At 69.1% G+C, this 13,681-nt stretch carries 13 protein-coding genes and 2 tRNA genes; all 15 read right to left on the reverse strand.

Features of this window, described 5'->3' with window-relative positions; all coding sequences use genetic code 11:
- Window positions 1-635: 635 nt before the first annotated feature.
- The 15 genes from ACX9TP_RS25555 to ACX9TP_RS25625 all read right to left on the reverse strand — a co-directional run bounded on the left by ACX9TP_RS25555 (window position 636) and on the right by ACX9TP_RS25625 (window position 13,583).
- Window positions 636-712 (reverse strand) — tRNA-Pro (locus tag ACX9TP_RS25555).
- Window positions 713-810: 98 nt separating this feature from the next.
- Window positions 811-1,200 (reverse strand): integration host factor subunit alpha, encoded by a 390-nt coding sequence (locus ACX9TP_RS25560; RefSeq protein WP_164019957.1) that lies wholly within the window; start codon window positions 1,198-1,200, stop codon window positions 811-813.
- A 93-nt stretch (window positions 1,201-1,293) separates the two neighbouring features.
- Window positions 1,294-3,708 carry a phenylalanine--tRNA ligase subunit beta gene (gene pheT, locus ACX9TP_RS25565; RefSeq protein ID WP_482973225.1) on the reverse strand — a complete coding sequence of 805 codons (2,415 nt, stop codon included), beginning with the start codon at window positions 3,706-3,708 and terminating at the stop codon, window positions 1,294-1,296.
- Between the two features lie 73 nt (window positions 3,709-3,781).
- On the reverse strand, window positions 3,782-4,831 hold the full coding sequence (gene pheS, locus ACX9TP_RS25570) for a phenylalanine--tRNA ligase subunit alpha (RefSeq protein WP_482973226.1): 1,050 nt from the start codon (window positions 4,829-4,831) through the stop codon (window positions 3,782-3,784).
- A gap of 166 nt (window positions 4,832-4,997) precedes the next feature.
- Window positions 4,998-5,345, reverse strand: a complete 348-nt coding sequence (gene rplT, locus ACX9TP_RS25575; protein ID WP_482973227.1) for a 50S ribosomal protein L20 — start codon at window positions 5,343-5,345, stop codon at window positions 4,998-5,000.
- 89 nt (window positions 5,346-5,434) lie between these two features.
- Window positions 5,435-5,641: a 50S ribosomal protein L35 gene (gene rpmI, locus ACX9TP_RS25580; RefSeq protein ID WP_482973228.1), complete on the reverse strand. Its 207-nt coding sequence runs from the start codon at window positions 5,639-5,641 to the stop codon at window positions 5,435-5,437.
- Between the two features lie 167 nt (window positions 5,642-5,808).
- Window positions 5,809-7,737 carry a threonine--tRNA ligase gene (gene thrS / locus ACX9TP_RS25585; protein ID WP_482973229.1) on the reverse strand — a complete coding sequence of 643 codons (1,929 nt, stop codon included), beginning with the start codon at window positions 7,735-7,737 and terminating at the stop codon, window positions 5,809-5,811.
- A 77-nt stretch (window positions 7,738-7,814) separates the two neighbouring features.
- A tRNA-Val gene (locus tag ACX9TP_RS25590) sits at window positions 7,815-7,886 on the reverse strand.
- A 68-nt stretch (window positions 7,887-7,954) separates the two neighbouring features.
- Entirely contained in the window at window positions 7,955-8,641 is a 687-nt protein-coding gene (locus ACX9TP_RS25595) for a uracil-DNA glycosylase (protein WP_482973230.1), read from the reverse strand.
- Window positions 8,642-8,666: 25 nt separating this feature from the next.
- A complete protein-coding gene (locus ACX9TP_RS25600) occupies window positions 8,667-9,791 on the reverse strand; it encodes an AI-2E family transporter (protein WP_482973231.1) in 1,125 nt (374 codons plus the stop codon).
- Between the two features lie 162 nt (window positions 9,792-9,953).
- Complete coding sequence (locus tag ACX9TP_RS25605) at window positions 9,954-10,712, reverse strand: FecR family protein (protein ID WP_482973232.1); 759 nt, start codon at window positions 10,710-10,712, stop codon at window positions 9,954-9,956.
- Window positions 10,709-10,999, reverse strand: a complete 291-nt coding sequence (locus ACX9TP_RS25610) for a PEGA domain-containing protein (RefSeq protein WP_482973233.1) — start codon at window positions 10,997-10,999, stop codon at window positions 10,709-10,711. Before ACX9TP_RS25610 ends, ACX9TP_RS25605 begins: the two co-directional genes overlap by 4 nt.
- 68 nt (window positions 11,000-11,067) lie before the next feature.
- Window positions 11,068-12,294 (reverse strand): flagellar assembly protein T N-terminal domain-containing protein, encoded by a 1,227-nt coding sequence (locus ACX9TP_RS25615; protein WP_482973234.1) that lies wholly within the window; start codon window positions 12,292-12,294, stop codon window positions 11,068-11,070.
- Between the two features lie 20 nt (window positions 12,295-12,314).
- Window positions 12,315-13,127, reverse strand: a complete 813-nt coding sequence (locus tag ACX9TP_RS25620; RefSeq protein ID WP_482973235.1) for an LPP20 family lipoprotein — start codon at window positions 13,125-13,127, stop codon at window positions 12,315-12,317.
- Window positions 13,128-13,244: 117 nt separating this feature from the next.
- Complete coding sequence (locus ACX9TP_RS25625) at window positions 13,245-13,583, reverse strand: PilZ domain-containing protein (RefSeq protein WP_164002325.1); 339 nt, start codon at window positions 13,581-13,583, stop codon at window positions 13,245-13,247.
- Window positions 13,584-13,681: the final 98 nt, after the last annotated feature.

Raw genomic sequence — 13,681 nt, forward strand, 5'->3', positions numbered from 1 at the left:
GATGCTCGGCGCGCCAGGGAACTCGAACTACCCCACAAAGTATCCGAGCAGACCGCTCCGGCAACTTTGCAGGTGTGGACGCGCCGAGCCTACTTATGAAGTAGACCCATGCTGCCAACTTATTGAGTAGGGCTGCAAGCTCAAAGTCCACTGCACCACGATTGAGACAACGGAGAGGCACCTATTTTCTCGTGTAGTAGGCCTTGGTGTACTCGAAGCGCGCGACGCATGCATGCTCCTGAGCGGCGAAGTACACCTTGCGGACGAAATCTGTCTGCAGGCTGCTGAAGCAGCTCTAGGCGATGGGCCTGTCCCGAAGGTTCATTCCGCAGGAACCGCAGTCCTCGCCCCAGAGACATCCCTCTTGAGAGTGCCTTGCTGCATCTGTCGGCCGATGCTGTTGTACGAGGCCCATATTGCTGCATTGCACGTCCATGGCACACGAGAGGCCACGGGAAGCGCATGAGAAACAGCATGATGGCGAGTAAGCTGCCGCTGAGCGCAGGTATCCTGCTCGTAGCGAGAGTTCTGAAAGTTGCTGAAACCGAACCCGCTCGGCTTGCGCGAAGTCCAGCGCCGCAAAGTCGAAGGCCCTGGAGTCACCGGCTTTCACCGGAAACTCCAGGGCCTTCAGTTGGTCGGGGCGACAGGATTTGAACCTGCGACCACTTGCACCCCAAGCAAGTGCGCTACCAGGCTGCGCTACGCCCCGATACAGCTGTTGCTGCCACCGTCGTGAAACGGTGCGCGCCCTTATGCCCCCACATGACGGTCAGGTCAAGCAAGAGCAGCACGGCGCCGTGGGAAAACTCACGCTTCCGAGTCCTCCATTCCCTCCTCGTCGAAGTCCTCGCCCCGGGCCTCCGCCGCGTCCGCCGCCGCCTCTTCGCGCGCGTCGATTTCGGCGTGGTTCTCCGGCACCGCTTCGCCGTTCAGCGCGCTCTTCAGCACCTGACTCGGCCGGAAGGTCAGCACCCGGCGCGCCGAGATCTCGATCTCCTTGCCGGTCTGCGGGTTACGCCCCACGCGCGCCTTCTTCTGACGCACCTGGAAGTTGCCGAACCCGGAGATCTTGATCTTGTCTCCGCGCTCCAGCGTCTCCTTCAGGGTGTCGAACACGAGCTCCACGATCTCGGCCGACTCCTTCTTCGAGAAGCCGACCTTCTCGTAGACGCCCTCGATGATGTCCGCCTTCGTCATGCGATTCCTCGGGATTCCCTCGGTGCGATGAACGCGCAGGCACTGTTGCAGCCTTGCCGGAGACGTGTCAACCCTCTGACTTCACTCAGGAATTCAGGCTCGCAACGCGGCACCCAGCCGCTGCTTCACCTGCTCGACGATGCGCTGGTGCGCCTCGCTGACCTCCACGTCCGTCAGCGTCCGCTCGGCCGAGCGGTAGCGCAGCGCGTACGCCAGGTTCTTCTGCCCCTCGGGGATGGGCTTGCCCGTGTACACGTCGAACACCTGCGCCTCCTCGACGAGCGGCCGGCCCACCTCCAGGATGACCCGGCGCACCTCGTCGTTCGCCAGCTCCACCGGCACCACCACCGCCAGGTCCCGCAGCACCGCCGGGAAGCGCGGCAGCGGCTGGTACGCCGGCACCAGCTTCGCGGCCGCGTACAGCGGCTCCGTGTCCAGCTCGAAGGCGAACACGCCCTCGGGCAGTCCCAGCGCCTTCACCACGCGCGGGTGCAGCTCACCGATGTGCCCCAGCACCGTGCCGTCCGCCGTCTTCACCTGCGCACAGGCACGCGGGTGGTACGCCGGGTGCTCGGCGGGCGAGAAGGTGACGCCCTCCACCCGCAGCGCGACCAGCACTCCCTCCACCGCGCCCTTCGCGTCGTAGAAGTCCGCCCGCGCGTCCTTCTGCGTCCAGCTCCGGCCGCCGCCCCGCAGGCCCCACACGAGGCCGCCCACGCGGTGCACCTCGCGCGTCGCCGGATGCTGGCCCTGGCCACCCTGCGGGTCCCGGAAGTACGCCCGGCCCGTCTCGTAGATGGTCACCGACTCCACCTGGTGCCGCACGCTGCGCGACAGGTTCTCCAGCAGGCCCGGCAGCAGGCTGGTGCGCATCACCGACTGCTCCGCGCTCAGCGGGTTGAGCAGCGCTACCGGCTGCTCCTTCACCCCCAGCACCTCCAGGCTCTTCGGCGCGACGAACGAGTAGTTCACCACCTCGTCCAGCCCCGCCCCCGCCAGCGCGTGGCGCATCCGCCGCTCGGCCTCCGCGTGCGCGGGCTCCGGCGCCAGCTCCGCCAGGCCGCGCGGCAGCTTCGCCGGGATGTTGTCGTAGCCGAAGACGCGGGCGACCTCCTCCAGAAGGTCCTCCTCGCGCTCCACGTCCACGCGGGCCCGGGGCACCTCGTACGTCACCTGCCCCGTCCCCTCCTCCACCGCCTTGAAGCCCAGCGCCGCGAGGATGCGCTTCACCTCCGGCTCCGCCACCGCCACGCCCAGCACCTTCTCCACCCGCGCGAAGCGCAGCGTCACCCGCCGCGGCGGCTTCGGCGCCGGGTACACATCCACGCGCCCCGGGGCCACCGTGCCCCCGGACAGCTCCGCAATCAGCTGCGCCGCGCGGTCAATCGCCGGCACCACCGCGTCCAGGTCCGCGCCGCGCTCGAAGCGGTGCGACGCCTCCGTGTGCAGCACGTGCCGCTTCGCCGTCCGCCGCACGCCCGAGCCCTGGAAGTTCGCCGACTCCAGCACCAGCCGCTTCGTCCCCGGCGTGACCTCACTGTCCCCGCCGCCCATCACGCCCGCGAGCGCCTGCGCCTGCTTCCCGTCCGCGATGACCAGGTCATCCACGTCGAGCGTGCGCTCCTTGCCGTCCAGCGTGGTGAGCTTCTCGCCCTTGCCCGCCGTGCGGACGACGATTTCCTGCCCACCGAGCTTGTCCAGGTCGAACGCGTGCAGCGGCTGCCCGTACTCCAGATTCACATAGTTGGTGACGTCCACCACGTTGTTGATGGCGCGCACGCCGCACGCCTTCAGCCGGTCCTGCATCCACTGCGGCGACGGCTTGATGGTGACGTTCTCCACCACGCGCGCCACGTACCGCGGGCAGCGCTCGGGCGCATCCACGCGCACCTTCACCTGCTCGGACGCCGCAGTCCCGGACTCCGCCGGCTTCGGCTGGGGCACCTTCAGCGGAGCGCCCGTCACCACGCCCACCTCGCGCGCCACGCCCAGGTGGCTGAGCGCGTCCGGCCGGTTCGGCGTGACATTCACCTCCAGCACCACGTCATCCAGCCCCAGCGCCTCGGCGATGGGGGCGCCCGGCTTCGTGTCGGGCGACAGGATGAGCAGCCCGCTGGACTCCTCGCTCAGCCCCAGCTCCTTGGACGAGCAGAGCATGCCGAAGCTGTCCACGCCGCGCAGCGCCGCCTGCTTGATTTCCACGCCGTTGGGCAGCTTCGTGCCCACCGTGGCCAGCGGCACCTTGTCGCCGACCTTGTAGTTCTTCGCGCCGCACACCACCTGCAGCAGCGCCGTCCCGCCGATGTCCACCTGCGTGACGGACAGCTTGTCCGCGTTGGGGTGCTGCACGGACTCCTTGATCTGCGCCACCACCACGCCGCGCAGGCCCTCGCCCGGACGCTCCAGGCCCTCAATCTCCAGGCCCGCGGCGGTCAGCTTGCGCGCCAGCTCGTCCACCGACGGCGGCAGCGCCACGTAATCGCCCAGCCACTTCACCGAAATCTTCACAGGTCCACCCTCTTGCCCAACGGCCGGAACACGGGGGCTTCGGGCCCGAAGGCCCGCCAAGCCCCCACGGGACTCAGAACTGCTCGAGGAAGCGCGCGTCGTTCTCGAACATCATCCGCAGGTCGTCGATGCGGTAGCGCAGCATGGCAATGCGCTCCACGCCCATGCCGAACGCGTAGCCCGTCACCTCGCCCGGGTCATACCCGGCCGACGTGAAGACGTTGGGGTGCACCATGCCGCTGCCCAGCACCTCCAGCCACCCCGTCTGCTTGCACACCCGGCACCCCTTGCCGCCGCACGAGGTGCAGGAGATGTCCACCTCCGCCGACGGCTCGGTGAAGGGGAAGAAGGACGGGCGGAAGCGCGTGCGCGTGTCCGAGCCGAAGAACGCCTTCACGAACGCGTCCAGCGAGCCCTTCAGCTCGGCGAACGTCACGTCCTTGTCCACCAGCAGGCCCTCCACCTGGTGGAACATGGGCGTGTGGGTGATGTCCGAGTCGCGCCGGTACACCCGCCCCGGCATCACCGCGCGGATGGGCGGCTTGCGGTTGAGCATGTACCGCACCTGCACCGGCGACGTGTGCGTGCGCAGCAGCACCGGGCTGTCCGCCTTCTTCGCGTGGCCCAGCGAGGCCTCCTCCACGTAGAAGGTGTCCTGCATGTCCCGCGCGGGGTGGTCCTTGGGCAGGTTCAGCGCCTCGAAGTTGAAGTAGTCGAGCTCGATTTCCGGGCCGCTCGCCACGTCGAAGCCGAGCCGCGAGAAGGTGCGGACGATTTCCTCCATCGTCCGGGACACCGGGTGCCGGCTGCCCGGCGCCACCGTCCGCCCCGGCAGCGTCACGTCCAGCCCGGGGCCCTTGAGCTGCGCCGCCAGCGCCGCCTCCTCCGCGCGCTGCACCGCCTCGGCGAGCAGCTTCTCCAGCTCCGCCTTGACGGTGTTGGCCACCTCGCCCAGCGCCCGCCGCTCCTCGGGGGGCAGCTTGCCCATGCCGCCCAGCACGCCGGACAGCTCGCCCTTCTTGCCCAGGTAACGGACCCGAAGCGCCTCCACCGCGGACAGCTCGGACGCGACGCCGATTTCCCGCCGCGCGGACTCCGCCAGCGCCAGCAACCGATCCCGCATGGACTTCCGCCTCCGTTCGCACACGCCCCGTGCGCTCTTGAGTCACGAGGCAAAAAAAAGGGCCGCCCCGAAGAGGCAGCCCGTTCACTCACCCGGAAGGGGCGGCCCTGGATTCAAGCCGCCACCCCATCCGTTTTATTGCCGGCCCTCACGGGCCAGGCATGTCTCAGGCCGCCTTCACGCTGTTGGCGACGGCCGCAAAGCCCGCGGGGTCCGCGATGGCCATGTCGGACAGCACCTTGCGGTTGAGACCGATGTTCGCCTTGGTCAGGCCGGCGATCAGCTTCGAGTAGGACAGGCCCACCGTGCGAGCCGCCGCGTTGATGCGGACGATCCACAGGCGACGGAAGTCCCGCTTGCGCTGCATGCGGTCGCGGCTGGCGTAGTCCAGCGCCCGCTCAACCGCCTGGTTGGCGCGCTTGTAGCAGTTCTTCCGACGGCCGCGGAAACCCTTGGCCAGCTTCAAAATCCTATTGCGACGACGACGAGCCTTCACACCCTTTTTGACGCGCATGATTCACTCACTCTCGACTGCGTAGTTTGAAGCCTCCCGGTTCAGGCGTACCGCCGCTCCGACGAGGCCACGCGAACTGCCACTCTCACTCAAGCCCCGTAGGGGAACATCTCCTTGATGACCTTCTTCGCGTCCATGTCGCGCAGATGGCCCGTGCCGCGATTGCCGCGCTTCTGCTTCGGCGTCTTCGCGTGCGTGAAGAGGTGCTTGCCGTAGGCCTTGCCATGCTTGACCTTGCCGCTCTTCTTCACGTGGAAGCGCTTCTTCGCGCTGCTGCGGGTCTTCAACTTCGGCATTGTCCTGATCCTTCCTTGCACAGCACCGACGACTCCGCGGCCTGGTGCGGGAACGCTCGTAAAACAGGGAACTTGAGCCTGCTCCCCTCGAAAGTGCGCCAAGATACTTGGGTGCGACCCGGAGTCAAGGCCCGTCAGCAAGCAGGCTGCCAGCCGGGTCCTCCCCCTTACGGCAGGGCCGCCTCCTTCGCGAGGAGGGCCTCGAAGTCCTCCAGCTTCATGCTCTTGAGGTCCTCGCCGCCGTACCGGCGCGGCGCCACCCCTCCCGTCGTCACCTCGGTGTCGCCCACCACCAGGGTGAAGGGAATCTTCTGGAGCTGCGCCTCGCGGATCTTCGCGTTGAGCGTCATGCCGCGCTCGTCGAACTCGACCCGGTAGCCCTTCGCCCGGAGGGTGTCGCGCACCTTGCGGGCGTAGTCGTTCTGCCGGTCCGCCACGGTGACGAGCACCGCCTGCACCGGGGCCAGCCACGCCGGGAAGGCGCCGGCGAAGTGCTCGATGAGGATGGCGGTGAAGCGCTCGAAGGAGCCGAAGATGGCGCGGTGGAGCACCACGGGGCGGTGCGGAGCGTTGTCCTCGCCCACGTACGTCAGGTCGAAGCGCTCCGGGGCCAGGTAGTCCAGCTGCATGGTGCCCAGCTGCCACCGGCGGCCGATGCTGTCCGACACCGCGAAGTCGATCTTCGGGCCGTAGAAGGCGCCGTCGCCCGGAGCCAGCTCGTACTCCAGGCCCAGCGACTCCAGGGCCGCCTTGAGGCCCTCCTCGGCGCGGTCCCAGAGGGAGTCATCTCCCAGCCGCTGCTCGGGGCGCGTGGACAGCTTCACCGCGTAGGTGAGGCCCACCGCCTTGTAGACGCGGTCCAGCAGCTTCACGAAGCGCCGCACCTCGTCGGTGATCTGGCCCTCCATGCAGTAGATGTGCGCGTCGTCCTGGGCGAACTGGCGCACGCGGGTGAGGCCGCCGAGCGCGCCCGCCGCCTCGTTGCGGTGCAGCACGTCCTGCGTGTGGAAGCGCAGGGGCAGGTCGCGGTAGCTGTGCTTCTTGAAGCCGTAGAACAGGTGGTGCGACGGGCAGTTCATCGGCTTGAGGGAGAAGTCGTGCTCGCCGGACTCGCTGTCGAGCACCAGGAACATGTTCTCCTTGTACTTGCCCCAGTGGCCGCTGGTCTCCCACAGCCCCTTGTTGAACATCAGGGGCGTCTTGATCTCCACGTAGCCATCCTCGGCGGTGAGGTGGCGCATCCAGTCGGAGAGCGTCTGGTAGAGCGCGGTGCCCTTGGGCGTCCAGAAGGCCGCGCCCGGCGCGTACGGGTGGAAGTGGAAGAGGTCCAGCTCCTTGCCCAGCTTGCGGTGGTCGCGCTTTTTCGACTCTTCAATACGCGTCAGGTACTCCGTCAGCGCCTTCTTGTCGAAGAAGGCCGTGCCGTAGACGCGCTGGAGCATCGGGTTGCGGTGGTCGCCGCGCCAGTAGGCGCCGCTGGACGAGAGGATCTTGATGACGCCGATCTTCCCGGTGCTCGGGGCGTGGGGCCCCAGGCAGAAGTCCACCCAGTCGCCGTGCGTATAGAGGGTGAGCGTCTTGGCGCCCTTGGCGGCGATGTCCTTGACGATCTCCACCTTGAACTTCTCGCCCTTCTCCTCGAAGAGCTTCACCGCCTCGTCCATGGAGATTTCGGTGCGGACGAAGGGCATGTCCTGCTTCAGCTCGGCGTTGGCCGCGGCTTCGATCTTCTCCAGCTCCTCCGGCGTGAAGGGCTTCTCGCGGAAGAAGTCGTAGTAGAAGCCCTCCTCCGTCGCGGGACCGATGGTCACCTGCGTGCCGGGGAAGAGGTGCTGCACGGCGCTGGCCACCACGTGGGCGGCGTCGTGGCGGATGAGCTCCAGGGACTCGGGGCTCTTCGGCGTGAAGATCTGGAGCTTCGCGTCCTCTTCCAGCTTCCGGGCCAGGTCCATGTCCTGGCCGTTGACCCGGGCGAAGAGGGCGGCCTTCGCCAGGCCCGCCCCGATGCTCTCACGCACGAAGTCCGCGATGGTCGTGCCCCGGGCGGTCTGCTTCTGGCTGCCGTCGGGGAGCGTCACCGTGATCATTTCGGACATATGCGACCTCTGGAAAAACCGCGGGCGGCAGGCTCTTGAGAAGCCGTGCCGCCCGCGGGATGAAATCTCTACTGTGTTGGGTCGTAGTGGGATCGAACCACTGACCCCTACCGTGTCAAGGTAGTGCTCTACCGCTGAGCTAACGACCCGTCGTTCTGAAGCGCGGGCGGGAATAGCAGCGGGCTCCCGCGGCTGTCAAGGAAACACGGAGGGCATTTCACCTCTTCCCGTCCAGCAGCGCGCGGACGCGATTCATCACCGCGTCGAACATGGCCGGGGTGAGCCGCCCCGTCTGGGTGTTCTGTTGGCTGACGTGGTAGCAGCCCATGAGCGTCCGCCCGTCCGGCAGCACCACCTCCGCCCCGTGGCCAAAGGCCGGCCGGGGCGAGCCTGACGGGATGCCGGTGCGGTCCAGCGAGGCGAGCGCGGCATTCCACCCGATGGCCCCCAGCGCGAGCAGCACCCGGGCAGGCAGCAGGGCCATCTCCCGGTCCAGGAACGGGGCGCACCGCGCCAGCTCCTCGGGCAGGGGCTTGTTGTCCGGCGGAGCACAGCGGGCCGCCGCCACGATGAAGGCGTCCTTCAGTGTGAGCCCGTCGTCCCGGTGCTCGCTCGTCGGCTGGTTGGCGAAGCCGGCCCGGTGGAGGCCGGCGAAGAGGAAGTCCCCCGAGCGGTCTCCGGTGAACATCCGCCCCGTCCGGTTGGCCCCATGCGCCGCTGGCGCCAGCCCCACGATGACCAGCCGCGCCCCGGGGTCCCCGAAGCCGGGCACCGGCCGGCCCCAGTAGTTCCAGTCGCGGTAGGCCCGGCGCTTCACCCGGGCCACCTCCTCGCGCCACTCCACCAGCCGGGGGCAGGCCGTGCAGGCGACGATTTCCCTGTGCAGCTTCTCCAGCTTCGTCACGCGGGACTCCCGTCCCCCCCACCCGTCACCGCGAGGAGGCCTCGCCCGTATATAGCGACGTGCGCCGGTAGCGCTGCACCACCACGCGCAGCACCACCTTGAGGATGGCCGCCACCGGCACCGCCAGGAGGATGCCCACGAAGCCGAACAGCTCGCCGAAGGCGAGGATGGCGATGATGACCGCCACCGGCGCCAGGCCCACCTTCTCACCCACGATGCGCGGGGTGATGACCAGGCCCTCCAGCAACTGCCCGATGACGAAGGTGCCCGCCACCGCCGCGAGCTGCCACGGCCCCTGCCACGACAGGGCCAGCCCCACCAGCGACAGCAGGATGCCCACGCCCGTGCCCAGGTACGGCACCATGTTGCCGAACCCGGCAATCACCCCGATGACGATGGCCATGTCGATGCGCGCCGCCGACAGCCCCGCCGCGTAGATGACCGACAGCACCGCGCCCACGGTGAGCTGCCCGCGCACGAAGGCGGAGAGCACCTCGTCCACCTCCGCGAACCGGCGGGCCACCAGCGCCACCGTGCGCCGGGGGAGCAGGTCCCTCACCATGCCCGTCAGGCGCGGGTAGTCCTGCAGGAAGAAGAAGGCCAGCACCGGCACCACCGAGAGGCCCAGCAGCGTGGCCACGAAGCGCGCCGTGTTGCCCGCGAAGCTGGCGAGGATTCTCGCCGCCGCGGGGCCCGCGCTCTGCGCCAGGTCCGACGCCTGCTGGCCCAACTCCGCGGTGCGCTGGCGCACCAGGTCCGGCAACGAGCGGCCCAGCAGCGCCTCCACGCGCGGCACCACCTGCGTGCTGCCCCGGCGGAAGAAGTCCGGCAGCTTCGCCGCCTCCTCGCGGAACACCGGGATGAGGTACAGCACCGCCCCCGCCAGCAGCAGCGTGCCGCCGACGAAGACGATGGTCGTCCCCCACGTCCGGTCCAGCCCCTTCTTCTCCAGGGCCGTCACCATGGGGTTGAAGATGTAGGCCCCCGCCAGCGCCAGCAGCACCGGCACCGCCACCCCGCCGAACACGGAGAGCAGCGCGAACACCAGCCCCAGCGAGCCCACCATCACCGCGGACCACCACAGGTCGATGCGCCGCGCCTCCACCTCGGAGAGCCCCACCTCGGGCACAGGCGCCAGGACGCCGCCCACCGGCGGAGCGCTCGGCTGCCCGGCCGCTGCGCGGGCTTCCGGGGCCGCCACCGCGTGGAGCACGGGAGCGGGGGGTACGGCGGGCCCGGCGACGGGTTTCACGGCGGCGGGGGCACCAGGTTTCCTGCGGCGTCCGATGGCGAACTCCTCTTCTGGTCCGGGCTACGGCTTCTTCAAGCCGCGATTGCGCTTCACGAAAGTGGCGAACGCATCATTGACCTTCTTCGGGTCGAATGGCGACACGGCGCCTACCTGCTCGCCCACCACGATCTGCCGGTTCTTCTGCAGCTCGCGGACGACATCCTCCCACTCCTCCACGGTGACTTCGTGGGGACCGGAGATCTGCGTGCGCCCGCCGTCCGGAGTTCCCGCGTCCGCGGAGGCCCGGGCCTTCGGCACGCGGGCCGTCACCTGCACCACCCCGGTGTACACCTGCACCACGGTGGTGGGCGACAGCGCGCCGGCGACGAGCGGCGGGGCCGCGTCCACGCGCAGCACCGTGCCGCGCACGCCCGCCACCGCCCGGTCCGTCTTCACCTCGAACTTCGCCTCCGAGCCGGACAGCGCCTTCTTCACCTCCGCCCACACCTTGCCCAGCTTGAGGTAGCCCGAGAAGCTCTTGCGCTCCTGGCCGGAGAACTCCGCCTCGGTGATGACCAGCTGGCTGCCCGCGCTCAGCATCAGCACGCTGCCGTCGTTGAGCTCCAGCTTCACGCCCGACTTCAGGTCCACGTCCAGCGTGTCCTTCTGTTCGACTTCCGCACCCGACTTGAGCGGCTTGCGCTCCGCGCCCTCCGGCGTGCGCCACGCCGTGCCCTCCACCGTCACCACGCGGCCCACGGCCGCCGCGGCCAGCCCCGGAAGACACAGCAGCACCGCCGCCACCAGCGCCTTCGGAAACCACCTGTCCCGTCGCGTCACGGAGCACCTCCGCCAGGGGCCACCGCGGTGCGCAGCTGGATGGTCAGCCGCGCCCGGGCCCCGCTGGGCTCGTAGTACGTCGTGTACGGCCAGAAACCCTGCTTCTTCACCTCGATGTGGTGCAGCCCCGCGCCCACCCGGAGCGACCTCGGAGCCCCCGTGAAGTCGCTGCACAGCCCCTGCAGGACGCCGTCCAGGTACACCTCCGCGTCCACCGGCTCGCAGCGCAGCGCCAGATTCCCGCTCGGCGTCTCCGCGCCCGCCATCAGCTCGCGCGCCCTGGCCACGGAGTCCGGCTCCTTGGGCCCCGCACACCCGCACGCCACCGCCGCCGCTGCCAACCAGGCGCCTCGCATCAATGCGCCAGCGTCAGCTCGACGGTGTTGCTCGTCACGCCCGTCACGCTGGCCTTCGTCGCGGGCTTGCCGCCGAGCGCCGTCGTGAGCTTCTGATGGAAGGCCGCCTCGCCCATCGCCTCGGCCAGCGCCTCCGTGCTGCCCAGGTAGCGCAGGTCGAAGCGGATCTGCCCGTTCTGGAAGTTGCCCTGCTTCACGTCGCTGACGCCGGTGACGGTCCGGGTCAGCACGTCCTTGAAGGCCTTGACCGCCTTGAAGTCCGCCAGGCCCTGCACCGTCATCGCCACGACGGTGCCGTTCTGCTCCGCCTGGGAGAGGTAGTCCACCACCGCCTGCCGCACGCTCGCGACGACCTTCTTCCCGCGGTACTGCGCAATCTCCGTCGCCGTGTGCTGGTACGACACGAGCGGGCTCACCTTCGTGCCGCGCCCCTCGAAGCCGCTGTCGAACTTGTCCGCCAGCCGGGCAATCTGCGTCCCCGAGTCCGTGGCGAACACCGCCAGCTCCCACTCGCCCGTCACCGCGTAGTAGTGCTCGTAGCCCGACAGCGCCGCGCCCTGGCCCTGCGTCATCTTCTGCTGCTGGAACGTCGCCTTGCCGTAGATGATGTAGTCCGCCGCCGTCAGCTGCTGGATGAGCTTCGTGTCGGGCGTGGTCAGCGCGACGCCGGACGCCACCTCCAGCTTCCCGGCCGCGAAGGCGGGGTCGATGATGCGCCAGCCGTCCTTCTGGAACGTGTCGCTGAGCACCTGCGACAGCACGCCGCTGCTGATGATGACCTTGTCGGGGCTGACGGCCTGCTCGTGCAGGACGATGAGCAACCGGTTGTTGGCCATGCGGCGGATCAGCGCCGCCACCGCCTGGAGGTCCTTGTCGAGCTGGGCCGTGCCCACCTCCGCGCGGACCTTCACCTTCGCCACCCCACCCTCCTCCTTGCGCTCCAGCACCTCGTGCGTGCGCACGTAGCCGGCGCTCCGGGTGAAGATGCGGTCGCTCACGAGCTGGCTGTTGGCCGTGAGCGTGTCCGAGGACACCAGCACCCCGGCCACCTGCTCCACCGCCTCGCGCAGGGCGGCGCTCTTTGCCTCGGCGAAGGCCTTGTCCTTGTTGCCGTCGACGATGGCGGCCTCGCCCGTCACCTCCTTCGTGACGGTGGCGGGCGGCGCCGCGGCGGCGAGGGCCACCGACGCCAGCAGCAGGGACAGCGCGGTCAGCTTCAGGGACATGGCCGGCCTCTCGAAGAGCGCTACTGGGTGACGATGACGACCCGGCCCTCGGCCAGGAAGCGCGTGTTGACCTCGGCCAGCGCCTTCGCGTCGTCCGAGGCGAGCACCAGGTCCGAGCCCTTCATCCCCGTGGCCTTCACCACCAGGGGCTTCTCGCCCACGAGCGTGGCCTTCTTCGCCGCGTCGAGGCTGTCGAACCAGGCCGCCACGCCCGAGGTGGCGCGGCTCTCGTCGGAGAGCGCCGCCGCCCCGTAGAGCGCCTTGCCGGAGCCATCCAGCAGCCGGGGCGCCAGCATGGGCTTCACGCCCAGGCCCCGCGCGTCCACCACCAGGCCCGTGTACTTCTTCGCGCCCTCGGCGTTCAGCGCGATGGCCGTGTCCGGCGCGGGCGTCACCAGCGACGCGGTGATGGCCGCGAGCGGCACCTCCACGTCCACCTCCACGCCGCTGTCCGAGAAGTACCGCTTGGCCACGACCTTGTAGCCGCGGATGGCACCCTCCACGCGGCCGCGCACCTCTTCGCGGGACATCTCGTCCCCGACGGTGCGGCCGGCGCTGAGCTGGATGCCGCGCGCCTGCTCGAGGAGGTTGCGCAGCGCGTCCATCTTCGCGGCCCGCTCCGCCCCCAGCCGCGCCTGCGCCGGGTTGGCCGCCTTCAGGTCCGGTGCTCCAGCTCCGGTGGCCCGCAGGACCTGCCCCTCCCAGTTGACGCCGGGACTCATGGGCCGTGCGACTTCAGCCGCGGCGGCCGGTGACGGGGCCTTCGCTTCCTTGCCCTGGCCCAGTGCCGTCAGCGGCACGGCCAGCAACATCCCCCACAGCGAACGCCTCACGGGAAATCCTCCAGTCCTCACCCGACTTCGCGGGTAGACACAGGACAGAATGATCCACCATTGAAAGGGCCCGCTTCCAACGAAGTCAAGGCACGCCTCCGGGCGCACCGCGGCGCGTCAGTTCTCGTTGCCGTGTCGGTCCACGTAGGCGTCGATCATCTTCCGGTGGCGCTCGGTGAGGAGCGTGAAGCGGACGCCCGAGCGCTCGCGCTTCGCGGAAGCCGCCTCCACCCACTCACGCACCACTTCACCCTCGGCGTAGATGATCTCCTCCGAGCCGGGGAGCTGGAACTGGAGACCGACGCGCTTCGCCTCGTGCTGCGGCTCGAGCAGCCGGGCGAGGCTCACGCCCTCCTGGCTGATGTCCGCGGCCCGCGACATGTACGGCACGCCACCCATGTACTTGTTGAGGTAGATGTCGAGGGGCGCCCGCCGGGCCTTTCGCTTGTCGCTCATCGCTCCGTCGCCTCCGGTAGTGCAACAGGCCGCTTCGGGGGTGAAGCAACCTGGATTCACAGTAGAGGCGCGCGATGAACTCGCAAGAAAACGACCGG

Source organism: Pyxidicoccus sp. M15 (assembly GCF_056858435.1).

Coding starts and splice junctions, on each gene's coding strand:
- ACX9TP_RS25560 (WP_164019957.1), bottom strand. CDS start 1,200: ATGACGAAGGCGGACATCATCGAGGGCGTCTACGAGAAGGTCGGCTTC.
- pheS (WP_482973226.1), bottom strand. CDS start 4,831: ATGCGGGATCGGTTGCTGGCGCTGGCGGAGTCCGCGCGGCGGGAAATC.
- rplT (WP_482973227.1), bottom strand. CDS start 5,345: ATGCGCGTCAAAAAGGGTGTGAAGGCTCGTCGTCGTCGCAATAGGATT.
- rpmI (WP_482973228.1), bottom strand. CDS start 5,641: ATGCCGAAGTTGAAGACCCGCAGCAGCGCGAAGAAGCGCTTCCACGTG.
- thrS (WP_482973229.1), bottom strand. CDS start 7,737: ATGTCCGAAATGATCACGGTGACGCTCCCCGACGGCAGCCAGAAGCAG.
- ACX9TP_RS25615 (WP_482973234.1), bottom strand. CDS start 12,294: ATGTCCCTGAAGCTGACCGCGCTGTCCCTGCTGCTGGCGTCGGTGGCC.
- ACX9TP_RS25625 (WP_164002325.1), bottom strand. CDS start 13,583: ATGAGCGACAAGCGAAAGGCCCGGCGGGCGCCCCTCGACATCTACCTC.